General features: G+C 71.3%; 24 protein-coding genes. 14 read left to right on the top strand and 10 right to left on the bottom strand.

Features of this window, described 5'->3' with window-relative positions:
* Window positions 1-197 precede the first annotated feature (197 nt).
* The 6 genes from J3486_RS05435 to J3486_RS05455 all read left to right on the top strand — a co-directional run bounded on the left by J3486_RS05435 (window position 198) and on the right by J3486_RS05455 (window position 7,806).
* Window positions 198-1,490, top strand: coding sequence for a sugar ABC transporter substrate-binding protein (locus J3486_RS05435; protein ID WP_207818763.1), 1,293 nt, complete (start codon window positions 198-200; stop codon window positions 1,488-1,490).
* A 6-nt stretch (window positions 1,491-1,496) separates the two neighbouring features.
* Complete coding sequence (locus tag J3486_RS05440) at window positions 1,497-2,417, top strand: carbohydrate ABC transporter permease (protein ID WP_207818764.1); 921 nt, start codon at window positions 1,497-1,499, stop codon at window positions 2,415-2,417.
* On the top strand, window positions 2,417-3,355 hold the full coding sequence (locus J3486_RS43905) for a carbohydrate ABC transporter permease (protein WP_229377414.1): 939 nt from the start codon (window positions 2,417-2,419) through the stop codon (window positions 3,353-3,355). The genes J3486_RS05440 and J3486_RS43905 overlap by 1 nt, the downstream gene beginning before the upstream one ends.
* Entirely contained in the window at window positions 3,352-5,877 is a 2,526-nt protein-coding gene (locus J3486_RS05445; RefSeq protein WP_307804692.1) for a beta-galactosidase, read from the top strand. The genes J3486_RS43905 and J3486_RS05445 overlap by 4 nt, the downstream gene beginning before the upstream one ends.
* A 9-nt stretch (window positions 5,878-5,886) precedes the next feature.
* Window positions 5,887-7,140, top strand: coding sequence for an ROK family protein (locus J3486_RS05450; protein WP_207818766.1), 1,254 nt, complete (start codon window positions 5,887-5,889; stop codon window positions 7,138-7,140).
* A 102-nt stretch (window positions 7,141-7,242) separates the two neighbouring features.
* Complete coding sequence (locus J3486_RS05455; protein WP_207818767.1) at window positions 7,243-7,806, top strand: dihydrofolate reductase family protein; 564 nt, start codon at window positions 7,243-7,245, stop codon at window positions 7,804-7,806.
* 594 nt (window positions 7,807-8,400) lie between these two features.
* Here J3486_RS05455 and J3486_RS05460 read toward each other — a convergent pair.
* Together J3486_RS05460 and J3486_RS05465 are read right to left on the bottom strand one after the other, a co-directional pair.
* Complete coding sequence (locus tag J3486_RS05460) at window positions 8,401-9,177, bottom strand: hypothetical protein (RefSeq protein ID WP_207818768.1); 777 nt, start codon at window positions 9,175-9,177, stop codon at window positions 8,401-8,403.
* Between the two features lie 137 nt (window positions 9,178-9,314).
* A complete protein-coding gene (locus J3486_RS05465) occupies window positions 9,315-9,926 on the bottom strand; it encodes an NAD(P)-dependent oxidoreductase (protein WP_207818769.1) in 612 nt (203 codons plus the stop codon).
* Window positions 9,927-10,071: 145 nt separating this feature from the next.
* Here J3486_RS05465 and J3486_RS05470 point away from each other — a divergent pair, with 145 nt between their 5' ends.
* Together J3486_RS05470 and J3486_RS05475 are read left to right on the top strand one after the other, a co-directional pair.
* A complete protein-coding gene (locus J3486_RS05470; RefSeq protein WP_229377415.1) occupies window positions 10,072-10,728 on the top strand; it encodes a TetR/AcrR family transcriptional regulator in 657 nt (218 codons plus the stop codon).
* A gap of 41 nt (window positions 10,729-10,769) precedes the next feature.
* Complete coding sequence (locus J3486_RS05475; protein ID WP_207818770.1) at window positions 10,770-11,270, top strand: isochorismatase family protein; 501 nt, start codon at window positions 10,770-10,772, stop codon at window positions 11,268-11,270.
* A 31-nt stretch (window positions 11,271-11,301) separates the two neighbouring features.
* Here the strand turns inward: J3486_RS05475 and J3486_RS05480 are convergent, their stop codons facing one another.
* Genes J3486_RS05480 through J3486_RS05490 form a run of 3 tightly spaced genes read right to left on the bottom strand, consistent with a single transcriptional unit; the run spans window position 11,302 to window position 14,865 of the window.
* A complete protein-coding gene (locus tag J3486_RS05480) occupies window positions 11,302-12,942 on the bottom strand; it encodes an FAD-dependent oxidoreductase (RefSeq protein ID WP_207818771.1) in 1,641 nt (546 codons plus the stop codon).
* Window positions 12,879-13,601, bottom strand: coding sequence for a methyltransferase domain-containing protein (locus J3486_RS05485; RefSeq protein ID WP_207818772.1), 723 nt, complete (start codon window positions 13,599-13,601; stop codon window positions 12,879-12,881). The genes J3486_RS05480 and J3486_RS05485 overlap by 64 nt, the downstream gene beginning before the upstream one ends.
* 52 nt (window positions 13,602-13,653) lie before the next feature.
* Window positions 13,654-14,865: a lycopene cyclase family protein gene (locus J3486_RS05490; RefSeq protein ID WP_307804694.1), complete on the bottom strand. Its 1,212-nt coding sequence runs from the start codon at window positions 14,863-14,865 to the stop codon at window positions 13,654-13,656.
* A 190-nt stretch (window positions 14,866-15,055) separates the two neighbouring features.
* On the opposite strand from J3486_RS05490, the gene J3486_RS05495 reads away from it, so the two are divergent.
* The 4 genes from J3486_RS05495 to J3486_RS05510 are packed head-to-tail and all read left to right on the top strand — an operon-like array spanning window position 15,056 to window position 19,918.
* Window positions 15,056-16,351: a polyprenyl synthetase family protein gene (locus tag J3486_RS05495; protein ID WP_229377416.1), complete on the top strand. Its 1,296-nt coding sequence runs from the start codon at window positions 15,056-15,058 to the stop codon at window positions 16,349-16,351.
* Window positions 16,348-17,892, top strand: coding sequence for a phytoene desaturase family protein (gene crtI, locus J3486_RS05500; RefSeq protein ID WP_207818773.1), 1,545 nt, complete (start codon window positions 16,348-16,350; stop codon window positions 17,890-17,892). The genes J3486_RS05495 and crtI overlap by 4 nt, the downstream gene beginning before the upstream one ends.
* Window positions 17,889-18,914, top strand: coding sequence for a phytoene/squalene synthase family protein (locus J3486_RS05505; protein ID WP_207818774.1), 1,026 nt, complete (start codon window positions 17,889-17,891; stop codon window positions 18,912-18,914). Before crtI ends, J3486_RS05505 begins: the two co-directional genes overlap by 4 nt.
* Window positions 18,911-19,918 carry a DUF5914 domain-containing protein gene (locus J3486_RS05510; RefSeq protein WP_207818775.1) on the top strand — a complete coding sequence of 336 codons (1,008 nt, stop codon included), beginning with the start codon at window positions 18,911-18,913 and terminating at the stop codon, window positions 19,916-19,918. Before J3486_RS05505 ends, J3486_RS05510 begins: the two co-directional genes overlap by 4 nt.
* Window positions 19,919-19,949: 31 nt before the next feature.
* Here J3486_RS05510 and J3486_RS05515 read toward each other — a convergent pair whose 3' ends face one another.
* From J3486_RS05515 to J3486_RS05530, 4 genes are all read right to left on the bottom strand, one after another.
* A complete protein-coding gene (locus tag J3486_RS05515) occupies window positions 19,950-20,975 on the bottom strand; it encodes a YdcF family protein (protein WP_207818971.1) in 1,026 nt (341 codons plus the stop codon).
* 435 nt (window positions 20,976-21,410) lie between these two features.
* On the bottom strand, window positions 21,411-22,094 hold the full coding sequence (locus J3486_RS05520) for a hypothetical protein (RefSeq protein ID WP_307804695.1): 684 nt from the start codon (window positions 22,092-22,094) through the stop codon (window positions 21,411-21,413).
* A 204-nt stretch (window positions 22,095-22,298) separates the two neighbouring features.
* Window positions 22,299-22,622 carry an STAS domain-containing protein gene (locus J3486_RS05525; protein ID WP_207818776.1) on the bottom strand — a complete coding sequence of 108 codons (324 nt, stop codon included), beginning with the start codon at window positions 22,620-22,622 and terminating at the stop codon, window positions 22,299-22,301.
* 294 nt (window positions 22,623-22,916) lie between these two features.
* Window positions 22,917-23,117, bottom strand: a complete 201-nt coding sequence (locus tag J3486_RS05530) for a cold-shock protein (protein ID WP_207818777.1) — start codon at window positions 23,115-23,117, stop codon at window positions 22,917-22,919.
* 461 nt (window positions 23,118-23,578) lie between these two features.
* Here J3486_RS05530 and J3486_RS05535 point away from each other — a divergent pair, with 461 nt between their 5' ends.
* Window positions 23,579-24,361, top strand: a complete 783-nt coding sequence (locus tag J3486_RS05535; protein ID WP_207818778.1) for a hypothetical protein — start codon at window positions 23,579-23,581, stop codon at window positions 24,359-24,361.
* A gap of 20 nt (window positions 24,362-24,381) precedes the next feature.
* Here the strand turns inward: J3486_RS05535 and J3486_RS05540 are convergent, their stop codons facing one another.
* Window positions 24,382-25,233, bottom strand: coding sequence for a class I SAM-dependent methyltransferase (locus tag J3486_RS05540; RefSeq protein ID WP_307804696.1), 852 nt, complete (start codon window positions 25,231-25,233; stop codon window positions 24,382-24,384).
* Window positions 25,234-25,442: 209 nt separating this feature from the next.
* On the opposite strand from J3486_RS05540, the gene J3486_RS05545 reads away from it, so the two are divergent.
* Complete coding sequence (locus J3486_RS05545) at window positions 25,443-26,252, top strand: acyltransferase (RefSeq protein ID WP_207818779.1); 810 nt, start codon at window positions 25,443-25,445, stop codon at window positions 26,250-26,252.
* Window positions 26,253-26,286: the final 34 nt, after the last annotated feature.

Raw genomic sequence — 26,286 nt, forward strand, 5'->3', positions numbered from 1 at the left:
GACGGAATCGGCGGCCGGCTTGCCATGGACGCGCTCCCACGCCGCGCGCCCCGGCGACTCGCTGAGAACTCATGGGAAACAAGGGCTTGTCCGCGCATTAAAACGACGGTTAGTTTAACCGCCGCTCGAACCCCCGATTCCGGCCGTCGAGCCTTCTCACTGTGCGATCGCACACCTCACCAACGAAGGGCAGAGCCATGTCTGCTGACAGGGTCCAGTTGTCGCGCCGCGGATTCCTCGGGATGGGCGCGGGGGTCGCGGCGGGCGTCATCACGCTCACGGCCTGCGGCTCCGGCAGCGGCAGTTCGTCGGACTCCCCGCTCACCATGACCGTCTGGGGCGGCGACACCGACCGCACGACCTACCAGAAGCGCATCGACCTGCTGGTCGAGAAGTACCCGCAGATGAAGGTCAAGCTGCAGCTGATCCCCTCCGACTCGTACGCGCAGAAGGTGCAGACGATGATCGCGGGAGGCAGCGGCCCGGACATCATGCAGGTCGCCGAGAGCGTCAACACGTACTCCAGCAAGAACCAGCTCCTGCCCCTCGACGACCTGGTCAAGAAGGCGGGACTCGACCTGGAGAAGCAGTTCGGCCCGGTCGGCACCATCTACGCGTACGAGGACAAGACGTACGCGATACCGGACCGCTCGGGCGCGATCATCGTCTACTACAACAAGGATCTCTACGACAAGAAGGGCATCAAGGCGCCCACCGCTGACTGGACCTGGGACGACGCGCTCGACGCCTTCAAGGAGCTCACGGTCCCCGGAAAGCAGTGGGGCTACGGCGGCGCCGAGTGGTTCCCGCAGTGGTGGAGCCTCGCCTACCAGAACGGCGGCACCATCATCGATGCCGACGGCCGCCCCGCCGTCGACAGCGACGAGGTCGTGGAGGCGCTCCAGTGGGCCGGTGACCTGGTCTTCAAGCACAAGGTGGTGCCGAGCAAGGCGGACTACGCCGACATGGGCTCCGAGGTCGGCGCCGACCAGGCGTTCCCGCTGCAGAAGATCGCCACGCACGCCAACGGCTTCTGGGTCATCGCCGGCGTCGCCGACGCCACGTTCGCCTGGGACATCGCGCCGATCTGGCAGGGCAAGAAGCAGGCCGTCTCCGCGTTCGGCAGCGGTCTCGCCATCTCGCGTACGTGCAAGCAGCGCGACAACGCCTTCAAGGCCATCCAGTTCCTCACCGCCGCCACCGCGCAGAAGGAGATCATCGACGCCGGCGAGGACGTGCCGGCCAGCCTGGAGGTGCAGCAGAGCCAGGCGTTCCTCAAGCCGTCGTGGATGAAGACCGACATCGACATGGCCGCGTTCGGCGAGTCCAGCGACTTCATCTTCCGCGCGCCGTTCATCCCCGAGTACACCGAGATGACCTCGGCCATCGACTCCAACCTCGCCGACTTCTGGCTCGGCAAGGAGAGCGCCAAGAAGGCGCTGACCTCCCTCCAGAAGGACCTCGAGTCCATCGTCAAGTCCGCGGGATGACCGGCCATGGCGACGACTCCCAAGCCGGCCTCACGACGGCGGCGCCGTGAGGCGCTCTGGTTCTATCTCTTCGTCTCGCCGTGGGTGATCGGATTCCTGGTCTTCCTGCTCGGACCGATGATCGCGTCGATGTACTACTCGCTCACCGACTGGGACTCGTTCACCGCGCCCCAGTGGGTCGGCTTCAAGAACTACGTCACGCTGCTCACCGACGATCCCCGCTTCTGGCAGGCCCTGTGGCACACCTTCTCCTACGCGGCGATCTCGGTCCCGCTGGGTCTGGTGCTCGGCCTGTGGCTGGCGAACCTGCTCAACAAGCAAGTACGCGCACGGAAGTTGCTGCGCACGCTGATCTACCTGCCGACCCTCGTCCCGCTCGTCGCCACCGCGATGATCTTCCGTCAGGTGCTCGCGCCGAACGGACCGCTCAACGACGCGCTCGGCCTGATCGGCATCTCCGGTCCTGACTGGCTGCTCGACGGATCCTGGGCCACCCCCGCCCTGATCGTGATGTCGGCATGGAGCGCGGGCAGCGCGACGGTCCTGCTGCTCGCCGCCATGAAGGGCATCCCCAAGGAGCTGTACGAGGCCGCGGAGGTCGACGGGGCGGGCCCGGTCCGGCAGTTCTGGAGCGTCACGCTGCCGCACCTCACCCCGATCATCTTCTTCAACCTGATCATGGGCCTGATCGGCGCGTTCCAGGTCTTCGCGCAGGTCTACATCCTCATCCCCAAGGGCAAGATGCGCGCCGCGTACGACGGGGCCGAGACGATGGTGCCGTACCTCTTCGACGAGGCCTTCGGCAACTACCACATGGGCTACGCGTCGGCGATCTCCTGGCTGCTGTTCCTCGTGGTGCTCGGCTTCACGCTGATCGCGTTCCGCACCACCCGGCGCTGGGTGTTCTACGAAACAGAGGTGAAGTGATGGCCGGTCTCCTGACGAGCACGGCGCCGCAGCGGCAGAAGGACGCCAACCCCGCGCCGCGCAACGCCCGCCCGGGGCGGGGCCCCGGCACCGTCCGGGCGTTCCGGGCCACCCCGTTCACGTACGCGACGCTGATCGTCGTCGCGGCGGTCCTGACGGCGCCGCTGGTCTTCGTCGCCTCGATCGCGCTGTCCAGCGACGCGACGGTGAACACCAACTCGTTCACACTGTTCCCCACCCAGTTCCACTGGGAGAACTTCAGCCGGGTCTTCAGCACCGAACTGCCGATGGGCCGCTTCCTGATCAACTCGGCGATCATCTCGCTGTGTTCGGTCGCCGGACAGATGCTCAGCAGCGGCCTCGTCGGCTACGCCTTCGCCCGCCTGCGCGCCCCCGGCAAGAACGCCCTGTTCCTCATCGTCATCGCGACGATGATGATCCCGACGCAGATCACGATGATCCCCCAGTTCATCCTCTTCAGGGACCTGGGCTGGGTGAACACCTATCTGCCGCTGATCATCCCGAACTTCTTCTCCAACGCCTTCAACGTCTTCCTGGTACGGCAGTTCGTCTCCCGGCTGCCCAGCCAGCTCGACGAGGCGGCCATGGTCGACGGACTCGGCTTCTTCGGGATCTACCGGCGCATCATGCTGCCCATGCTCTGGCCGGTCCTCATCGCGATCGGCATCTTCACCCTGACCCACACCTGGGGTGACTTCATGGGCCCGCTGATCTATCTGAACGACGAGTCCAAGATGCCGCTGTCGCTGGGCATCCAGTACATCACCAGCACCTCGGGAGCCGGCCAGGCGCCGCCGTGGAACCTGGTGATGGTCGGCTCGGTCCTGCTGGCCGTCCCCATGATCATCGTCTACTACCTGGGCCAGAAGTACCTGTACGAGATGGACATCAGCGGCGGAAGCGCGGGTGTGAAGTGAAAGAGATCGCCCTGGACGGTTCGGGGATCCGTATCGACGGCGAACCCCGCACCCTGCTCTGCGCGTCCCTGTTCTACTTCCGGCTGCCGCGCGAACAGTGGCGGGCCCGCCTGGAACAGGTCCGCGACTCCGGTTACACGTGCGTGGACGTGTATCTCCCCTGGAACTTCCACGAGCCGACGCCGGGGGAGTGGACCTTCGAGGGACGGCGCGACGTCGCCGCCTTCCTCGACCTCGCCCACGAGACGGGCCTGTACGTCATCGCACGCCCCGGCCCGTACATCTGCTCCGAGTGGGACGGCGGCGCACTGCCCGCATGGCTGGGCCTCGAACCGGAGTTGAGGGTCCGTCAGAACGAACCGCGGTACCTCGCCGAGGTGGCGAAGTGGTTCGACCGGGTGCTGCCGCTGATCGCCGAGCGCCAGTACCCGGCGGGCGGCCCGGTCGTCATGGTGCAGCTGGAGAACGAGCTCGACTTCTTCGACTGCGCCGACCGCACCGGATACCTGACCGCCTTGCGCGACATGGCCACGGCCCACGGCATCACCGTGCCGCTGGTCGCCTGCGCGGGCCAGGGCGACATCGCGGGGGCGACGGGCGATGTCCCCGGCGTCGTACCGGCGTGCAACTTCTACCCCGACGACGACTCCCCGTACATCGAGGAGGAGGCCCGCCACTACGCCGACGTCCTCGGCGCCCGTGACCTCCCCCTCCTCGTCACGGAGACGAACCGCCGCCACCGCACCCTGCGCCGCCTGCTGGCGAGCGGCGCCTCGCTGATCGCCCCCTATCTCCAGTCGTCCGGCTGGAACTTCGGGTACACCCCGTCCACCGGGAACTGGGGCGAGCCGGGCAACTTCATGAGCCACGGCTACGACTTCGGCGGCTACGTCTCCTCTACGGGGGCCGCCCGCCCGGAGCACGCCGAGGCCCGACTGCTCGCGAGGGTCGTCGAGGCGTACGGGGAGCGCCTGGCCGGTGCGCGGGCGGCGGCGTCCCCGGCCATGATCACCTGCGACTTCCCGACGAGCTCGGTGCACGGCGTGCTCGCGCTGGAGGGCGGCGGACACCTGGTCGCCGTACCGCACCTGGGCACCGACCGGCCGGGCCGGGCCGTGGTCGACGGCGTGGAGGTCGCCGTCGCCGCGGACAGCTGTCCGCTGATGGCGGTGGACGTCCCCGTCGGCTCCACCGTCGTGAACCTCGCGTCGGCCGATCTGGTGGAGGCCACGGACCACACGCTCGTGTTCGCCTCCGCGGTCCCGGTCACCGTGATCGTGGACGGGACACGGGTGGACCTCCCGGCACCGGCCGAGGGGCGCGCCACACACGCGGTGGTCGGCGGACTGACGCTGTCGGCGGTGGCACCCGAGAAGGTGGCGACGGCACCCGACGTACCACGGCGCGAGGCCGTGCGGACGGTACGTCGCAGGGAAGAGACGGCGCCCGAGCGACGGGCGGGCCGGCACAGCCACCCCCCGACCCTGGAGTCACTGGGCGCCTACCGGGGCCGCGGCACCTACCGGAGCACCTCCGACCTCGATCTCACGGACGCGGACGCCCTGCTGCTGACCGGCGCGGCCGACATCGTCGACCTGACGATCGCGGGCCGCGTCCGTCCCACGATCGCCGGATTCGGGGCGGCCGAGCGCATCGACGTACGGGACGTGACCGGCACGGCCGCCGTCGAGGCCACCGTCGAGATCTGGGGCCACGCCAACTTCGACGACGCCCGGCTGCCCGCGCTCGGGCTCGGCGCGCCACGGGGCCTCGGCACGCTGTGGACGATCCGGGCGACGCGTGACGTCTCGGCGCTGTGGCGGGTCACCGACCACTGGGCGGGCGAGCCGACACCGTTGCGCGTACTCGGCGGCTGGAGCAGCACGCGCGTGGGCGTCCCGCTCACGTACGCCCGCGACGTCTCGTTGCCCGGTCAGGGGGCGCTCCACCTGCAAGGACTGACGACGCCGGTCCGGGTCGCGCTGGACGGCGACGCACCACGCACCGTCCACGCCGAGAACCCCTGGCTGCTGCTGCCCGAGGGCACCCACACGGTCGCGGTGACCCTCCCGCACGACCCGAGCGGCGCCCGGCCGACCGCCGAACTGCTCACGCTGGAACCGGTGACGGACTGGACCTGCACGGTCCAGGACGACGCACAGCTGGCGGAGTTCGCCGCTCGGCGGACGGCGACGCACCCGCTCGACCTGCCGCTCACCCTGAGGCCGGGTGAGGAGGCGTGGCTGGAGGTCGACCTGCCGCCGGGGGACAGCGGCCGGCTGCTGCGCGTCGACGGGGACCACATCCGCGTCACGGGATGGGCGGACGACGCGGACGGCTCGGCCCCCGAGTGCATCGGCCGGATCTGGGTGGGGGGCGACCGACCCGCCTTCTCCGGCGGTGACCCCGACGCGCTCTGGCTCCCGTCAGGCTGGTCGAACCCGAGACTGCTGATCAGGGGACTCGCAGGGAAGGAGGAGGCGGAGCTACGTAGGCTGTGGCTCGAGCATCTGGACGACTGAGGGGGAACGGTGGCGCGCCGCACGGCTCGTGATCTTCGCAACGAGAACCGCTTCGAGGTTCTGCACGCACTCTTCGAGCGGGGGCCGTCGACCCGTCAGGAACTCACCCGGCACACCGGACTGAGCGCCGCCACGGTGGCGACGGTGGTCACCGAGTTCGTCGTCGAGGAGGTCCTGGAGATCGCCACGGTGGAGAAGAACACCGTGGGCCGGCCCTACGAGCGCCTTGCCATCAACCCCGTGCGCGGCCGCATCGTCGGCGTCGACGTGGCCGAGACCTACGTCGACGCCACGGTCTTCGACATGGCCCTCGGCGTGATGGGCCATGCCGAGGTCGCCCTCGACGAGTACAAGAACGACCCGGAGTACGTGGTCGACGGCATCACCCGCGTCGTGCGCGCCGCCCTGGACGACGCGGGGATCACCGATCCGGAGACCCTCCTGGGCGCGGGCGTCAGCCTGCCCGGCCACGTCCACCCCGATGCCGGCGTCTCCGTCTTCGCCCCCAACTGGGACTGGAACGACGTCCGCATCGAGGAACTCCTCGAAGCCGGCCTCGGCATCCCCGTCTACGTCGACAATCCGCTGAAGGCCATCGCGGTGGCCGAGCTGTGGTTCGGCGCGGGCCGGGCGGCCGACAGCCTCGCCGTCGTCAACCTCGGCACGGGCGTCGGCGCCGGCGTCGCCATCGAGCGCAGCCTGATCAGGGGAGCCGCCAACAACGCGGGGGAATGGGGGCACACCCTCCTGCAGCTCGACGGCAGGCCCTGCCGCTGCGGGCGGCGCGGCTGCGTCGAGGCGTATCTCGGGGTCCACGGTCTGCAGATCACGCTCGCGGACATCGCCCCCGAGCATCCGGCCCTGCGCACGACGGGACAGAGCGAGTTCGTCCAGGCGGTCGCCGCGGGCCTGGCGTCCGGCGAGCCCGACCCCGACCTGGCGACCCTCGTCGACCGCACCGCGCACTACCTGGCCGCGGCCCTTGGCGACCTCGTCAACCTCCTCGACATCCCCCGACTGACCCTGACCGGCTGGACGACCAGGGCCCTGGCTCCCTGGCTCGTCCCGGCCGTACGCGCCGAACTCCCCGCGCACGTCCTGCCGGGCTCGCGCGCGGACGTCACAGTGGCGGCGTCCGAGGTGCCGGGCAATCCGGTGGCCGTGGGCATGGCGGCGTTCGCCCTGGAACGGTTCCTGGTCACGCTCGGGCTCGCCGGTCCCGCGAGCAGCCGCCCGGTCCGGCGCAGAGCGGCGGACCGGTAGCGGACACGCCGTCGAACGATGCGGTGGCCGCGCGGCGGATCGATGCGGCGGCGCGCCGCGCCGGTCTGTACGCGCACGGCCGACTCACGGAAGGCTGGTGCCATGCGGAAACTGATCTACGGCATGAACGTGAGCCTCGACGGCTACATCGCGGCGCCCGGCGACGATCTCGGCTGGAGTGTGCCGAGCGACGAGCTGTTCCAGTTCTGGTCCGACCAACTGGAGGCGACCGGCCTGTCCCTGTACGGGCGCAAGCTGTGGCAGGTGATGAGCTCCCACTGGCCCACCGCCGACCGGCAGCCCGACGCCACCCCGGCGGAGATCGCGTACGCGCGCCGCTGGCGGGACATGCCGAAGGCGGTGTTCTCCTCGACGACCGACAAGGTCGACTGGAACACCCGCCTGGTCACCGGCGACGCGGTCACCGAGATCACCCGGCTCAAGGCAGAGGAGGGCGGCCCGATGGCCGTCGCAGGTGCGACGCTGGCCGGGGCGGCCCTGCGCGCCGGGCTGATCGACGAGTACCTGCTGCTCACCGCGCCGGTCCTGGTGGGCGGCGGCACACCGTTCTTCACCGCGGTGGACAGCTGGGTGAACCTGAACCTGGTGGAGACGCGGGCGTTTCCCGACGGCGTGCTCCTGACCCGCTACGAGACGAGGCGCTGACCGAACCGCTCGTGCGACCGCCCCGCGGCCCGGCCACGGCCCAGCCGCGGGGCGGCGAGCGCTGCCGGCCGGGCGATGACGGCGGCGAGGACGAGACTGGCGCGCAGCCCGTGCTGGAGCCCGGCCGGGGCGGGGGACCAGTGCGCCGAAGACGGCGACGGCCAGGGCGCCGCCGAGCCGGCGGCTGGTGTTGAAAACGCCGCCGGCCGTACCGGTGCGCTCGGCAGGCACGTGCTCCAGGAGCAGTGCGGTGGTGGGAGGCCTGACCAGCGGCCCGGCCGGGACGAGCAGCAGCGCGCTCGCCCACAGCGGTACCGAGGACCCGCGGCGCGGTGAACCCGGCAGCACCGGCCTCGATCGCCGCGAACGTGAGCCGGCCCGTCGCGACGATCGCGGTGACCTGACCTGACCTGACCCGACCGGTCCGGCCGAAGGGAGCGGGCCGGGTCGGCGAGGCCGGGTGCGCCGCAGCAGGACCAGGGTGACACGCCGCCGCGCCGCTGCGGCTCCAGGCGGAGGGGTGAGAACGGCTGGGGTGTCAGCGAGCGTCCAACGGCGCTGCTTCTCCTGCGTGCTTGAGCGGTCCCGTGACCGTCACAGGTATCCGTCGCGCCCCTGCCGCCGCCGTTCCTTCGCCGCCTCCACTCGCGAGCGCCCGAAGGCGACCACGGGTCGCCGCAAGGCGAAGATGACGCCCAGCGCCACCACGACACCGCTCCAGGCGATCAACTCGCCCCGCATCACGCTCAGTCGGTGGGAGAAGGTGTCGTGCACGGTCACGTGGATGGTGGCCGGCGGCGCCAACGTGGCCAGGGCACGGTCGGAGTCCTCCTGGTAGGTCGTGACCACGAGTTGCAGGTCGTAGTCTCCAGGCGCACTCGCGCTGATGGCCCACCGCCAGCGGGCGACGTCTCCGGGACCGGCGATCACCTGCTGCGCCTTCGCGTCCGACAACAGCTTGATCCGGACATGGCCGCTCGCCGATGCCAGGGACGCTCCCTGGACACCGCCCACCCGGAAATCCCGGACCACGTCCGGCGTGCCACGTTCCAAGGCAGCCGCAGCGGTGTCGGTGAGCGCCGTCAGCCGGACATCGAGCACGACGGAGTCACCCACGCTGACGTCCGCTTGCCGAGAAACCCTCAAGGACCCTGCCAAGAGGTGCTTCCGGTCTTCGGCGACGCGGTCCCGGAACACCTGCTGGCGGTTGTCCGGCCGACCGACGGTCGGCCGGCTCCGCGTGGCCCAGGTCGCGATCAGACCGACCATGAGCAGGCCGACGACGACGATGATCCAGCCGACCGGCCTACGGAGAAGGGAGGCCGGCGACAGACGCCCGCGCGGCTTGCGTCGCTCACCGTTCTGGCTCATGGCCCCCGTACACCCCTGAGATCGAGCACTCCAAGCACCTGTGCAACAGAAGCATCACCCTCTGCTCAGGTGCGGGACAAGAGTGCCGTCAGCGCTGCCTTCGGCAACGGCGCCGCGCGTTCCCGACCACCTGCGGGTCAGCTCAGGGGGACGACGATCTCGCCGCTGTGGCGGCCCTTCTCCGCCTCGTCGAGCATGAGCGCGGCCAGCGTGGCGCGGGAGATGTGCGGCGGCAGCACGGGACGCTCGACGTCCGCGAGCGGCACGAGACGCCGCTTGGGGCTCACGGACCCGACCCAGAGATCCGGCGCGTGGAACACCGTGGCGCCGGCGTCCTGCGCGATCCGGTCGGCCTCCGTCCTCTCCTGCATCTCCTTGCCGACGACCTTCTGCATGATCGCCTGGTAGAGCCGTCCGCCCGCGCCCGTCGACACGCCGGTGCCGAGCGCGCCGAGCCACACGGTGCGGACACCGGCGGCGGCGAGCAGCCGCGCGCCCGCGACCAGCGCGCCGGGGCCGTCCCCCTTGCTGATCCCTATCGCGGAGACGGTCGCGTCGAAGCGGCTCAGGTCGGGGCACGCGTCCGGCGACATGACGTCCGCCCGGGCGACGTCGAGCAGCTCCGAGGCCGGGGCGTCGAACTGTTCCGGCGCGCGGACGAGGGCCGTGACCTGGTGTCCCCGCTCCACGGCCTGCGCGACGAGGAGACGGCCGGCCTTGCCCGAGGCTCCGAGTACGGCGATGTGCATGGCGTTCCCATCCTTAACTAAACAAGTGTTGGTCAAGTAAGTGAACAAGTGTTGGTGATTGCTTGTCAACCACGTCGGCGCCGGTAAAGTGATCACCACTGCTCACCGCGGTCGAGGGGCAGACGTCGGCGGGAAGGGAGCGATGATGCCGTCGCACGAGGAGGCGCGCCCGGCCCGTCGCCGCAACCCGCGGGGGCAGGGGCAGGTACTCAAGGCCCAGCTCGTGGACGCCGCGGCGAGGCTCCTGGCCACGCTCGACCAGCCGGAGACGCTGACGCTGCGGCAAGTGGCCCGCGAGGTGGGCGTGGCGCCCGCCAGCATCTACGGGCACTTCCCCGATCTGGCCGCGCTGGTCGAGCACGTGCTCCGGCTGCGCTACGAGGAGCTCTCCGGGCTCATGGACCGGGCCGCGGCATCAGCCTCGGACCCGCTGTCCGACCTGGTGGCCCGCTGTGCGGCCTACGTGCACTGGGGCGTCGAACAGCCGGGCAACTACCGGACCCTCTTCGGTGGACGCATGCCGGCGGATCTCGCGCCGGGGGCCGGCCACGGCGACGGCGCCCACCTCCTGGAGACGGTGATCGTCGCCCTGGCGGGCGTCAACACCGCCCGGGGCCGGCACGGAACCGAGGAACAGCAGTGGCGGGACGGCCTCATGCTCTGGACCGCCATGCACGGGCTGATCGGCCTCTACAACGACCACGGCGACCTCCCCTGGCCGCCGCTGAACGACCTTCTCGCCGACCTCCTCGGCCTGCACACCGGCCGGCCGGCCGACGAACTCGCCGCCCTCCTGGCCTGAGCCAGGTCCCGGAGCGTCGAACGGCCCTACGATCGTCCGTCATGACCTCCGCACTGATCCTCATCGACCTGATGCCCCGCATCATCGCCATGCCCCTCGCCCCGCACACCGGCGACGAAGTGCTCGCACGCTGCCGTGAGTTGGCCGGTGCGTTCCGGGCCGCCGGGCGGCCGGTGGTGCTGGTCCGGGTCGATCGCCCGAACGTCACCGAGCAGCCCCCGGGCAGCGACTTCGCTCACGATCTGGTGCAGGGCGACGATGTCGTCGTGGTCAAGCGCACCATCGGCGCGTTCTACGGCACCGACCTGGACGAGCAGTTGCGCAAAAGGGGCGTGGACACCGTGGTGCTCGCCGGGCTGGTCACCACGATGGGCGTCGAGTCCACGGCACGGGCCGCGGCGGACCACGGCTACGAGGTGGAGTTCGTCGCCGACGCGATGTCCGGACTGGCCGCGGACGAGCACGAGTTCGCCGTGGAACGGATCTTCCCCCGCTTCGGTGAGGTGCGGAACACCGCCGACCACGTCCGACCCGGTCGGTGAGCCGGTCCCCGCAGCGGTCGCCCATGGTTCCTCACGGCACCGGCAGCTCCGTGCGGCGTGCGCGCGACGTGCTGCGGCGGGTCATGGTGCGCAGCAGCGTGCTGCGGCCGCGGGTCGGGACGGTCCACAGGTCGTGGCCCTGGAGGCGCCACTGGCGGAGCAGTGCGTTGGCCGCGAGCATGCCGCTGGTCGCGGCGCGCTCCATCAGCGCCACCGGCAGCCCGGTGCGGACGAGGTCGCCCGCGACCATGAGGGTGGGGTTGGTGGTGTGCACGGTGGGACGGTCGCCGTATCCGGCCGTGGCGAACATGGGGCAGTCCTCGCGCCATTCGTTGCGGGAGTCGACGACGCGTGCGGCCCGCGTCTCGGGATACAGCAGGTGCAACTGCTCGACGGCACGGTCCTGTTCGGCCTTGCGGTCCGCGTCGTCCGGGACGGCGTACGCGTGCAGCTCGATCACCGAACCACCGGTGCGGCGCGACCAGCTGTGGGCCTCGTGCTCCCAGCGCTCCAGCACGCTGACGTTGTCGAGGTTGCCGTAGCCGCTGGTGCCGAGGAAGCCCGCGCGGTCGACGGCCACCGGCCGGTCCAGCCACAGGCGTGAGACCAGGAAGGCGGGTGCGGTCCGCAGGCGTGCGACGCGCGCGTACCAGTCGTCGTCGGCGAGGCCGGGGCTGTGCCGGAGAAGGTGTTGCAGGCCCCGGGTGTCGAGAGCGAGCACGCACGCGTCGTGGCGTCGGGTCCGGTCGTCGGCCGTCACCCGGAAACCGCCGTCCGGCGCCGCGGCGACGCGCTCCACCGGTGTGGACACCCGGACGTCCACACCCAGACTCTCCAGGTAGCGGTGCAGGGGGTTCCACAGGGCGGTCGGGAACGGGTCGTTGGGCACGTCGAACAGGAGACCCTCGGCGGAGCCCAGGAAGTAGATGTGGAACATCAGCACCATCTCGGCGGCCGAGAGGTGGCGGGGGTCGGCGAAGAAGCTGCGCGAGAAGACCTCGAAGGCCAGATGATGGGCGGCCTCCGGGAAACGGATCGAGGCCAGCAGGTCGTACGCGCTGACCGAGTCCAGTTGCTCGTACACCTGGGGCACGCGTACGTCCATGAGGGGCAGGGCGGCCCGTGCGTTGATCCGCGGCAGGTCGGAGAGCGTGAAGGTCGGGCTGGTGAGGGCGAAGCCCGCCGCGCTCCACGGTGGGGTGCGCGGGACGCGCTGGAAACTGTCCCGCATCCCGTTGGCGTGCCACAGCGGGTAGTCGGGCAGCTGTGTCAGCCGTTCCAGGTGGGGATCGGTACGGCGCAGCAGGGCGCGCAGGTTGTAGTACTGACGGAAGAAGGCATGGAATCCGCGGCTCATGGTGGCCGAAGAGCCGTCCGCGAGGCGGGTGTCCCAGCCGGCCAGGCGGCCGCCGAGCGTGTCGTCCCGCTCGTAGAGGGTGACTTGTACGCCGCGTTCGGCCAGGGCGACGGCGGCCGCGATGCCGGCGATGCCTCCGCCGACGACGGCCGTCGACGGCGGAGTGCCGGTGGCGCTGATCGCTCCGGGGACGGCTGGTACGTGCTCGGCCCGGCGGTCCCGGGCTCCCGGCGGCAGGGGGTGTCGCTGCTTCACGGGTGGATCCCTTCTTGCGGCACCTGGCCGACGATGGTGTGCGTGATCCCCGTCTGCCATCCGGGCAGCGGCAGGGCGCGCACGCGGACGAATCCCGTGGCGGTCAGCCGCCGGCTGAACCGGTCGGCGGTGTCGAACTCGATGACGCTGCGCCACAGATGCCGGTACAGGGCTCCGTCGCCCAGAGCGGTGGTGACGGGGAGCAGACCTGCGCAGACCGCCGTCCACACGGCACGATGGCGGTGTTTGCCGCTGAGCGTGTACTCGTGGACGGCCAGCCGGCCGCCCGGTGCGAGCAGGTCGTGCACCGCGGACAGGACCGGGGACGCGTCGGCCGTGTTGCGGAACAGGTACGCGGCGAAGACCGCGTCGAAGGGGCCGCGCACGAGCGGGTGGTCCAGGTGCTCCGCCGAGGTGTGCACGAACGTGACGGTGGACGGCCAGGGCTTGGCGGCGGCCCGCTCCAGCATGCCGGCCGAGGCGTCCACGGCGGTGATCTCCGCTTCCGGCAGCACGGACAGCAGCGCGGCGGTCGAGGCGCCCGTGCCGCATCCCAGGTCCAGCACCCGCAGCCCGCGCCCGGGTGCCCGGTGGCCGAGCCGGCGGGCCGAGCGCCGCAGATGAGCGTGGTACCCGGGATTGGCCCGCACCAGGGCGTCGTAACTGCCGGCGGCGTGGTCGAACGCGCGGGCGAGGGAGGCGTCGCGCAGGGTCGGCATGATTCTCCTCGGCGGGACGGACAGGGCACAGAGGGCGGACGGGACAGGCAGGTCAGGGGGCGGGGGAGGGACGGAGCGGACGTGACGGAAGCGTCAGGGCGCTGCGCAACAGCGGCATGACAGGGCTGTTCAGGCCGATGGAGAGATCCTCGGCCGGGGTGGTGGCGCCGTCGAGGAACCGCAGCAGGCGCTCGGCGGGGACCCGGGAGAAGAGCCGTGTGAAGAAGGCCGCTCCGTCGAGCCGGCCGGTCGCCAGCGCGTGCAGCAGGACCGCGTCCATCGCACGGGACCGCCGGGAGTGCGGCGCGGGCGGCACCGGGCGTCGCCCCGCACGGAGCGCGGCGGCGATCGCCGATGTCTGGCGCTGGATCGCGGCGAACGTGTAGCCCGTGGACGGACGGGTGGCGCCGCCCGCCGCGCCGATCCTGAAGACGGACGGGCCGCTCTGCCGGGCGAACTGAGCGTCCGTCATGGGGATGACCCCCTCCTCGCGCGCCTCGACCTGGAAGTCGCGGACCCTCAGCACGGTGTCCAAGTAGGTCTCCAGGGCACGGTCGTAGCGGTCCGGGGGCAGTACGGACGCCGAGAACTGCGTGTACTCCACCAGCGCGGTGCGAGGGCTGGTGGGCAGGACGTAGGTGAAGGCCAGGCCGCGTTCGGGCTGCGGGGTGCGAAAGTCCATCAGCTCCACGGCGCCGGGGTCGAAGGCGGGCCGGGGTGTGCGGACGAACCAGCCGTGGAAATGCTGCAGCAGCGTGGTGCGGGAGGGCGGCAGGCTGCCCAGCGGACGCGAGTCGAACACCCAGCGGGCGGTGAGCCCGCACTGTTCCCCGTCGGTCGTGCGGACCAGTACCCGCGCGCCGTCCGCGATGCCTTCGACCGCCTCGACGGTGCCCTCCATGCGGCTCAGGGCGGGGTGGTCGGCCAGACGGCCCTCGATCGCCGCCTCGAAGTCGGGGGAGCGGATCATCTTGTAGCGCAGGGCGCCCGTGGCGGCGTCCACCGGCCGCCCGCTCGGGCCGCGCACCCGCAAGCGGTTCCAGGACGCGGTGACGGCCTCGTCGTAGCGGCCCCGCTCGTTCTCCCAGAAGCACCAGGTCCTGGGCGCGGGCCGGAGCGGACCTGCGGGCGCCTGCACCAACTGCACGGTCGGCGAAGGCCGTCCCGCCGCGGCGCACAGCCGGTCCGCAAGGGACAGGCCCGCGGCGCCGGCGCCGATGATCACCACGTCCGAACGCACGTTCACCTCCTGTGAGTAGCCCACGTGGTCCGAGGATCCTTCTCTTTCGGCTTCGATCGTGGATGCGCCTCGTTACAGATCCCTCGGAGCGGGCAACCAGGACACGACCGATGGACCGGGTTGCTCCAGTTGCCGTACGAGGGCGCATCCGATCACGCGGCCGGCGGCGAATGGTGTGGACGCATCGACTCCCTTTAACCCTGAAGGAGCAGACATGCCCCCCGACGAGGCGATGGGCGCGAGCACGGCCGTAGCGCCACCCAAGGGGGCGGAGCTGGCGGACGGCGACCGTTCCACCAGACACGACCGCTCAGGCGATCGTGACCGTTCCACCGATCGCGACCACCCGCCGACGTCCGCGCGGGTGCGCCGGATCGACGCCGGGGTCGCGCAGGAGGTGGAAGTCCGTCTGGAGCGGGTGCTGGCGGACCGCGTCGCGCAGGCGACCGACGTCGACGCGACGTTCGGCGCCGACATCGCCGAACGCGTCGCGCGGTTCACGCTCGGCGGAGGCCGCCGGATGCGCCCGCAGTTCCTGTGGTGGGGCCTGCGCGCCTGCGGCCTGCCCGACGACGAGCAGATCGACGCGGCCCTCCGACTGGGGACCGCTCTGGAGCTCATACAGACCTGCGCCCTGGTCCACGACGACGTCATGGACCAGGCCCCGACCCGACGCGGCCGGCCCGCCCTGCACACCGACTGCGCCACGCAGTACGCCTCGTCCTCGCCTGCAGGAGCGAGGGACGAACGGTTCGGTGAATCCGCCGCGATCCTCGCCGGAGACCTCGCGCTGGCCTGGGCCGACGACACCGCGGCCGCGCTGCTCCTGCCGCCGTGGCAGGCCGAGCGGATCCGTGACGCCTGGTCGCGGATGCGCCTGGAGATGGTCGCAGGACAGTACCTGGACATCCACGGCGAGCTCACCCGGAGCAGGTCCCTGAGCCGGGCGATCAGCGCCGCGTGCCTGAAGACGGCGCTCTACACCGTGGAGCGGCCCCTCCAGCTCGGCGCGATCCTGGGCAACGCGAACGACACCGTCCTGCGCGCCCTGTGCTCGGCCGGCCGCTGCGCCGGACTGGCGTTCCAGCTGCGCGACGACCTCGACGACGTCTTCGTCGGTTCCGCGCCCCGCAGCAAACCCGCCGGCGGCGACCTCCGCACCGGCAAACCCACCTACCTCGTCGCCCTCGCCCACGCCCGCGCCGAGGCCGACGGCGACCGGCAGGCGCTGCACCTCCTGAACCACCGGCTGGGGCGGCCGGACCTCGACGAGAACGATCTGGGCGCTCTGCGGCACGTACTGGAGCGCACCGGTGCCCGCCGCAACGTCGAGGACAAGATCCACCGCCTGCTCGCGCAGAGCACACGTCATCTGCACGCCGCCCCGCTCGATCCCGTCGCCCTGACCCGGCTGCAGACCTTGATGCACCGAGCGGCCGGGATGCCCGCGCGGGCCGGCGACACCCTGTCCGGCCTGCCGGCCGCCGAAGCCTGGGGAGCAGCCCGGTGAAGACCGTGAAGGGAAGAACCGACCACGTGGTCGTCGTGGGCGCCGGCCTGTCCGGGCTCGCGGCCGCCCTGCACCTGCTGGGCGCGGGCCGCCGCGTCACCGTCGTCGAACGCGACCCACTGCCCGGCGGACGCGCCGGACGACTCAACCGCGGCGGCTACCGGATCGACACCGGGCCCACCGTGCTCACGATGCCGCATCTGGCCGACGAGGCCTTCGCCGCCGTGGGAGAACGGCTCGCCGACCGCGTCGACCTCATTCCCCTCCACCCCGCCTACCGCGCCGCGTTCGCCGACGGGTCGGCCCTCGACGTCCACACGGAGCCGGACGCCATGCACCAGGCCGTCCGGGACTTCGCGGGCCCCCGGGAAGCGGCCGGGTACGACCGGCTGCGGGTGTGGCTCGAACGGCTCTACCAGGCGCAGATGAAGCACTTCATCGACACGAACTTCGACTCGCCGCTGCACCTGCTCACCCCCGACCTGGCGCGGCTGGCCGCGCTGGGCGGATTCGGCCGCATGGACGCCCGGATCGGCCGGTTCATCAAGGACGAACGGCTGCGCCGCGTCTTCTCCTTCCAGGCGCTGTACGCCGGAGTGCCCCCGGCCCGCGCCCTCGCCGCCTACGCGGTCATCGCCTACATGGACACCGTCGCGGGCGTCTACTTCCCGCGCGGCGGCATGCACGCGCTGCCGCAGGCCATGGCCGACGCGGCGCAGGCCGCCGGCGCCGAACTGCGCTACGGCCAGAGCGTCCAGCGGCTGGAGCGCTCGGGCTCGGGCGACCGCGTCACCGCCGTGATCACCGACACCGACCGGATCGCCTGCGACGCCGTCGTCCTCACCCCCGACCTGCCGGTCGCCTACCGGCTGCTCGGCCGCACCCCGCGGCGTGCCCTGCGGCTGCGGCACGCCCCCTCCGCCGTGATCCTGCACGCCGGGACCGACCGCACGTGGCCCCAACTCGCGCACCACACGATCTCGTTCGGGGCCGCCTGGCACGGCACGTTCGACGAGCTGACCCGCTTCGGCCGGCTCATGAGCGATCCCTCGCTGCTCATCACGCGACCCACGGCGAGCGACCCCTCCCTGGCGCCGCCCGGCCGGCACCTGCACTACATCCTGGCGCCCTGTCCCAACACCGACATCGGGCCCAGCGCCGCCCACTGGGGCGACCTGGCACCCCGCTACCGCTCCGCACTCCTCGCCGAGCTCGAACGCCGCGGCCTGCACGGCATCGACGCGGCCATCGACGAACAGTGCCTGGTCACCCCGGCCGACTGGCACGCCCAGGAACACGCCGCCGGAACCCCGTTCTCCGCCGCCCACACCTTCGCCCAGACCGGGCCCTTCCGCCCCCGCAACCTCGTACGCGGCACCGACAACGCGGTACTCGCCGGCTGTGGCACCACGCCCGGCGTCGGCGTCCCCACCGTGCTGCTGTCCGGGAAACTCGCCGCCGCCCGCATCACCGGAACGCGCACCGCGTCCGCGCCGCGGGCCCCGGGGACGTCCCCCATCCTCAAAGGAGCGTCCTCGTGACCGCCCGTGAACTCGACGCCGCAGGCATCACCGACACCGCATTGCGCAGCGCCTACACCCACTGCCGCCGGCTCAACGCCCGGCACGGCAAGACCTACTTCCTCGCCACCCGGCTGCTGCCCGTCGACCGTCGCCCGGCCGTCCACGCGCTGTACGGCTTCGCCCGCTGGGCCGACGACATCGTCGACTGCCACACCGGTGAACGTGACGCCGGCGAACGCACCACGGCGCTGCACGACCTGTCGACCCGGCTGAAGCACGGCCTCGCCACGGGCCGCAGCACCGAACCCGTCGTCCGGGCCCTCGCCGACACCGCTCACCGGTACGCGATCGACCACCGCCACTTCCAGGACTTCATGACGGCGATGCGCGACGATCTCACCGTCACGGACTACCCCACCTACGCCGACCTGCGTCGCTACATGCACGGCTCGGCAGCCGTCATCGGCCTGCAGATGCTCCCGGTCCTGGGCACCGTCGTGCCACGGGCCGAGGCGGAACCGTACGCCGCCGACCTCGGCGTGGCCTTCCAGCTCACCAACTTCCTGAGAGACGTGGGGGAGGACCTCGACCGCGGACGCGTCTACGTCCCCGGGGAAGTGCTGCACGCGCACGGAATCGACCGCGACCGCCTGCAGTGGAGCCGCGACACCGGCCGCCGCGACCCGCGCATCACCCGAGCCTTCCAGGACTTCGAAGCGCTCACCCGTGACATCTACCGGCAGGCGGCTCCCGGCATCGCCCTCCTCGACCCGGTCTCCCGCCCCTGCATCCGCACCGCGTTCGTGCTGTACTCCGGCATCCTCGACGCCGTCGCCGCCGACGGGTACAGCGTGCTGCACCGGCGCGCCGTCGTGCCCCGGCGCCGCCGCGCGGCCGTCGCCGTGGACGGCCTCGCTCGGATCGCGTGCGCCCGCATCAGCCGCCGCCGCGTACCGGGGCCGCACCCACAGGAGGGCACCGTCGCCGGGCCGGCGCGCGTACCGGTGAGCACGACGACGTGCAGCCGGGAGGTGGCATGAGCAACCGGAGCAGGACGCCGCGCTTTCCGCTGGCCCTGCGGCGCAACCCGCTGTCGTGGGAACGCCAGGATCCCACCTGGCGCGACGCGCGGCCCGCCGTGATCGATTCCGCGCTGAAGCGGGCGCAGGCACGCCCTTCGGGGAACTGGTACGTCGTCGGAGGGAGCGACGAGGTTCCCCGCCGGGCTCCGCTCGGACGGACCGTCGCCGGGCGCGAGGTGGTCATCTGGCGTGACGCCGAAGGCAATCTGGCCGCCGGTCCGGGCGCCTGCCCCCATCTGGGCGCCCCGCTCAAGGACAGTCCGGTGCGCTGCGGCACCCTCGTCTGTCACTGGCACGGCCTCTCCCTGACCGCTCAGGGCCGGGCCGGATGGCGCACGCTGCCCGTCCACGACGACGGGGTCCTGATGTGGGTCCGCCTCGACAGCGCGGGGGAGGAACAGCCCCTCGAACGCCCCGTCATCCCCGCGCGCCCGCGCCTGGCACGATCCGTGGGCGCCGTCTACACCGGCGTCGGACGCTGCGAACCCGAGGACATCGTCGCCAACCGGCTCGACCCCTGGCACGGGGCCTGGCTGCACCCGTACTCCTTCGTCGACCTGAAGGTCGTCGACAGCCCGGACGGTGACGCCTCCGAGACGGACGCCTTCACCGTCGAGGTCTCCTTCCGGCTCACCTCCCGCCTGGTCGTCCCGGTCCGTGCCGCGTTCACCGCGCCGGAGCCGCGGACGGTCGTCATGCACATCACGGACGGCGAAGGCCGCGATTCCGTCGTCGAGACCCACGCCACGCCGCTCACCGCTCCGGGACACCCCACGCCCCGCACCGCGGTGGTCGAGGCGGTGATCGCCACGTCCGAGCGCCCCGGGTTCACCGTTGCACGCCACGCCTCGGCGCTGCTGCGGCCGTTGATGCGAGCGACCGCCGGGCGGCTGTGGCGCGACGACCTCGCCTACGCGGAACGGCGCTGGAAACTGCGGTCACGGCCCGACCTGCCCTGCTGACCGTCCTGAGGGCACTCGGGTCGGGGGAGTCTCAGATGTGGTTCGTGGGCGGCCAGCCCCACCACCACATGAACAGGCCGCCCAGAAGGATGACGAGGAGGAGCGCCGCGTTGAGGCGGCGGTAGTGCACCACCAACGCGATGAACTCACGGATGACGGCGCTCGGCCAGAAGTACGACGCCGTCGGCGCACCCACGACGTGGCCGCGCACCCCCAGACGTCGCGCGGTGATGGCGGCGCGGAACGCGTGGTAGTCGCTCGTGACGATCACACAGCGCGCCGCGGGCTGCTGCGTGCGCATCAGGTCCTGGCTGAACGTCAGGTTCTCCTCCGTGGTCGTGGAGCGGTCCTCACGCTCGATGAGGTCGGCAGGGAAGCCGCGCTCGAGGAGATAGGAGGCCATCGCGTGGGACTCCGGCAGCTCCTCGTCGGGCCCCTGCCCGCCGGAGACGATGAGCACGGGCCGCCGTCCGCGACGGGACAGCCTCGTGTGCTCCTCGTGAGCCCTGTCGAGCCGGCCGGCCAGGAGCGGAGGTACCGTGCTGCCGCCGATCAGCCCCGAGCCGAGTACGACCACGAAGTCGCCTCGGCGCCAGAAGGCCAGCCGCTGGTAGAGAGCGGAGTAGAAGAGGAAACACACGAACAGGAAGGCGACATGGCCGGCCAGCACCACGGCGGTCCCCGCGGCGACAGCCAGCGCGCGCGTGTGCAGCACCAGCGCCGCGACCAGCAGGGCGAGCAGCACGATCAGCGCGAGCCCGACGCCCAAGGACACCAGATTCGCCGGGCTCCTGCCCTCCTTGCGCACCATGGTGATGCCGTTGGCGAGCAGAAACCCGGCGAGGACGACCACCGCGACAGCAGCCACCACCAACAGGCCGATCGCGACATCACCGCTCAAGTCTGGTTTCAGGGAGCCGAGTTGCAGCAGAGCGGCCACGGCTGCGAAGACAATGGTCAGTCCCAGGAACACCGCGTTGCTGAGCCTGCGACGCTCCCGTACCACCCCCGCACAGAACCCGACGAGGCACAGCACGGACGGCACGTAGAGCAGCAGCATGCCGAACATGCTAGGGGCGCGACGGGTGCCTCCCGAACGGGCGGCGGCGCCAGCGGCCAACGGGTGACCGCGGCGCAGATGCGTGACGGGTGACCGCGCCGAGTCAGGGGTTCTGCCGGCTCCAGAGCCGGGCGGAGGTCCAGCATCGTGTCGAGCGAGGGAACCGTCCGGCTCGGTGAAGGAGGCCGACCGGCTCGAAAGACCGAGCGCCGAGGAACCCGGCCGATCGACCTGCGGCGGCGTGGGCCGGCGGCCGACGGACGGCCTCCGCACCACCGCCGGGTTTCAGACGGCGCGTCAGACGACGGGGCTGCTCAGTGATCTCCGCCGGCGTCGGCACCGCGGCGACCTCTTACCGACCCGGCTCCGGGGACACAACCCACCGACGCCTGACACCGGAGGCCCTGCTCGCGTCATCCGGGAGTCGCCCCTTCAGTTCGCGGCGGGAGACCTGACCGCCATGGGCTTCTGGAAGTCCGTGAGCGTGAGCGTGTTGCGGATGGGCGAACGGGACGCGAAGTGAATGGTCTGGCGGACCTCGACGATCCGACCCTGCTTGTCGAGCCAGACGTCCGCGTCGATGGACGTGGCGGGGCGCAGGTTGCGTCCGCTCGTCCTGTCGACCTTTTCCACGTCCTTCGGCGTCAAGCGGCCTGACACGCGGAGGGGTTCGGCGTTCCGGTGGACCGCGCCGCCGTGGTCGAGCACGAGGCGTGCGTACTGCGGAAGCCGGTCGGTCGGGATGCCGCCCTTGGCCGTCGAGGCGGCGAACGTCTGCCATGTGCCGTGGGTGCCGGTGGCCCGCCGGTACACATGCCGGCGGGTCATGACGACGTCCTCGGTGTACTGCTCGGTCTTGTCCTTCGTCCGTCCGGTCAGCGGCGCGTTGAGGTTGATCCGGCCGGTCATGTGCTGGAGCCGCCTCGTTCCTGACTGTGTGACGGCGTCGAGTGCGGCCGAGTACGGTGCCCGGTCCGCCGCGTCGAGCCGGTCGAGGACGATCTGGCGGCCGGTCCTGGCGGGTGTGGGGGTGGGGGTGGGTGAGCCTGAACCGCACGCGGTGAGCGTCAGCCCCGACAGGGCCAGGACGACGAGCGCCGTCCGGAGGTGGGACACAGTGGATCCTTGAAGTGCCGGGCCCGTGGAGAAGCAACGCCCGGACCATGAGATGGGTGGCGTGCCCATCTTTCCCTGGACGGAGCCTGTGTCGGGTGTGGGCGCGAGGGTGTGATCAAAGGTGCGCCGGACGGTTACGGAACTGATCCGTCCGTCCGTGCAACCCTCACAGACCGCATCTCCTCGGGTGCGGCCGGTCCGGTGCTACGCGGCTTCGGCCGTACCGGGGTCGTTGAGGTGCCGCTCCCAGCCCGAATCCGGGAAGAGTTCGTGGGCCAGTCGCAGCAGGCGCAGGGGCTGGGGCTGCAGGTTGACGACGGTGGTGCGGACCGGGTCGGTGGCCGGTTCGAACAGGTGCAGCCCGGGGATGTCGAGGAACGGTGCGTCCCGCAGGTCCCACACCAGGGAAGTCACGGCGTCGGGGAGAGCGGTGACCGAGGCGCGGAGCTGGTCGACGTGGTCCGCGTCGATGTCGCCGTGCGGCGTGAGGGTGGCACGGTCGCCGTGGAGTTCTGTGGTGATGTGCATGGTGGTCGTCCCCCTTCCGGGGGTCGTTGAGCCCGAAGACGAGACGACCCCTCGGGTGCGGGGTCGACGACTAAGGCGGGTGGCGGATGCCCGGGTTGGGGGCAACGTCCGCGACCCAAAGAGCCGGCACATGGCCGGACCGACTCGGTCTCATGTCCGTCCACCGTGGCACAGACGCACGCGTGATGGCCAGCGCCCGTACGAAGGCGTGCGGTGAGGCGGGCCGATCAGGACAGGGAAAAGGGTGGCGACGGCCGTCGGGCCGAGGCCACCCTTTCGCCGGGGCGCGTATGGTCAGCCGCGGATGATGTTGTCGGCCTGCGGGCCCTTCGGTCCCTGGGTCACGTCGAAGGTGACGGTCTCACCTTCGACGAGTTCGCGGTACCCGGAGCCGCTGATCGCGCTGTAGTGGGCAAAGACGTCGGGACCGCCGTCCTGGGCGATGAACCCGAAGCCCTTTTCGGAGTTGAACCACTTCACCGTGCCGCTGGCCATGCATACGTCCTTCTTCGAAGCCCCGAACGGGGCGGGGGTGTGAGCGCCGAGCGAGATCATTCGTACGGCACGAGACCTCTACCCACAACCTCACAGACCTATCCCCTCCGGCGGAACGGACGCCACGGCATGTTTCCGTGGGCGGATCCGATGGGTCCGGTGGGGCCCTGCCCTGCCGACGACCGGTGTGCGCCCCGGTGCGTGGCAGGCGGCGGCCATCACCGAGTGAGGGGAGCGTGGAGGGCTGAGCGTGAACAGCCGCGAGTGTCCCGCGCACGTGCAACGGCACCACGGCGTGAGGGAGATGACGCTCGGCGTGAGCCCGGGCGTCAGGAGGTGAGCGTCCGTTCCCTGACCTTGACCAGGTGCTGCCGGGACGGAGGATGGGTGAGGCAGAGCGCGGGTCTGCGTCATCCAGCGCAGATCGGCGGCAACTTCGACAGCTGGGAGCGTTCCTTCCTATGACCACACGCCCCGCCCGTTCTGGGCGCCGCGGCACCGAGACCGTCTCGGACATGGGCGTCTCGCCGTTCAAGCCGGGCCTCGTCACAGCGGTGTTCCGGGAAGTGACCCCGATGCACGTCTCACGGTCGGCCGCCTTGGCCGCCGCGGTGGTGACGCGGACCGTGATCACGGAGATCATCGGCGGCGCGAGGAGAGCGGCGGAGGAGGAAGCCAGGAAGAAGCTGATGCCCAGAGATCTTGTCTCGGCCATCGACCGGAACGTCGAACTCGAGGTGGGGGACAAGTGGTACGAGCACAGCCCGACGTTCCATGGCCTGACCGGTGTGCGGTACGACGCTCAGGGAGTCGTCGTACCGCGCCGCAGACGCAGCAGGTCACGCAGACCGAGCGCGGTGGTCGGCGCCCACCGGTTCGAGGCCGGGGTCAAGCAGTTGCTGCGCAGTCAGGGGGCAAGGGCCGTCCCGGCGCTGGTCCGCGACCTGGACGGCATAGCGAGCGTGTTCATGGCCGGACTCGCCCGGGACGCGACCACGGTCGTTCGTGAGGGCGGGGTCAAGCGCTTCGGGGCGGTCAGCCTGGTGATACCGGGCGAACCAGCCTCACCTCCGGCCCTGCCGGATGACATCCACGCCCTGTCCACCCGCGACGGGGACAGCCGGACCATCAGCAGGGACGACGTACTGGCCGCCGCCACGATGCAGTTGTTCGGCGGCAACCTCAGGCGGCAAGCCCTCACCGAAGCACGTGCGGCAACACGGAACGACACCCTGGCCGACTGAACGGGACGGGCGACAGGGCTCTACCGGCGGACTGCCGAGATCAGTCCGCCGGGCCGCTCCTCGCGCTGCGGCGGGGTGTTGATCGGGCGGCCGTAGGCGGCAGCGCACTCACGCAGGGTGCGACTGTCGGCCTCCCAGCCGTGCCCGGCCAGCCAGCCCACCGGGTCGTCGGGCATCTCCGAGACCCACATGGACGCCGCCGATCCCGGCGCCGCGTCGGCGCCGAAGCGCTCGATCACGCCGCGCGAGCCCAACGTCAGCCCCAGCCGACTGCCTGCCGCCGACTGCGCGCTGATCCGGGCCAGCAGCAACTCCACCGCGTCCTCGGGCAGATAGATCAGCAGTCCCTCGGCGATCCACACGGTCGGCGCCGCCGGATCGTGCCCTGCGGCGGCCAGCGCGGCCGGCCAGTCGTCCCGCAGATCCACCGCGACGGTGCTCCGCTCGCAGCGCGCGACGGCCTGCTCCTGGCGCAGGACCGACGCCTTGAAGTCCAGCGGGACGGCGGTGTCGACCTCGAACAGGCGGGTGCCCTCGGGCCAGTCCATCCGGAAGGCCCGGCTGTCCATCCCGGCGCCGAGCAGCACGACCTGCCGGACCCCGGAGGCGGAGGCCTCCCGCAACAGGTCGTCGAGGAACTTCGTCCGGATGACGATGGAGAATGCCACGGCCAGCCGACGGCGTCGCGCGGCCTCGTCATCGGGCAGCGGGGACGAGGAGGGCCACAAGCCGCCGGCGGCGGCGAAGGCCTGTGCCAGCGGATCGTGGAACAGCGCGTTCTCCCGTGCGGTCTCCAGCGCCCGTACCCGGGCCACACCTACCGCCGTGGCCCACACTCCCGACGGCTGCACCTGCTCCTGCTCCTCAGTCACCGTGCCAGCCTAGATGACCGATTTCTGGGTCTGATGAGCGGAGCCGGCCCCGCTCCTTTTCACCACGGCCGCCGCCGGGCATTCCCGGAACTTGCCCGGCACCCGTGCGGCTCCGGCGTGCAGGACGACGGCGTCGATGTCCGGAATGGTCCGTCACGCTCCGTAGGGTGCGTTTGCGCAGGTAGGACGCGCATTGCAGGCTCGTAGGCATGGACATCCGACGGAGGCTCGTGATCCCCACGTCCGCGTGGTTGTTCCACCGCGGCTGGAGATGGGCCCAGCGGCACGGCGCCATCGGCCCGCACACCCCGAACCCCTACCGCTTCGCCTCCTTCGGGTCGGGGGCGCTGCTCGCCTTCCCGCCGGGCTGCGTCTACGGCGAGGACAAGATCGCCATCGGTGAGCAGGCGCTCATCGGCGAGTTGGTCACCTTGAGTGTCGGCTACGCGCCGGAGCAGGACCTCGGCCCTGACGTACGGCTGCGGATCGGTGCCCGCACCTCGATCGGCCGCGGCAGCCATGTCGTGGTGCACGAGTCCGTGACCATCGGCGACGACGTGTTCGTCGCCCCGTACGTGTACATCACCGATCAGAACCACACGTACGCGGAACCGGACGTACCCGTCGGCCGCCAGTGGCCCGTCAACGCGCCGGTGGTCATCGGTGACGGCTGCTGGCTGGGCACCGGATCGATCGTGCTGCCGGGATCCCGGCTCGGGCGCAACGTCACCGTGGCGGGCGGTTCCGTCGTACGCGGCGTCTTCCCCGACCACTGTGTGATCGGGGGCGTGCCGGCCCGGGTCCTTCGATCGTTCACCCCCGGCAGCGGCTGGCACGCGCCCGCGCCCGCGCCGGCCGATGCCGGACCGGCCCCGGCCGGCGCGGCACCGTACGACTCCCGACGCCAGGTCGCACAGGACCGGCGCCACGGCCGGGCCCGCGCCCCGCGGCGCCGGGGCATCCGGCCGCTCAGCCCCGTGAAGCGGCCGCGCGTCACGGACGACACCGCAACCCCGTAGCCCCTCCTGCACGGCGCACAACGGTCCGAGGAAA

Origin of the sequence: Streptomyces sp. VRA16 Mangrove soil (assembly GCF_017377775.1) — a bacterium.
GTDB lineage: Bacteria > Actinomycetota > Actinomycetes > Streptomycetales > Streptomycetaceae > Streptomyces.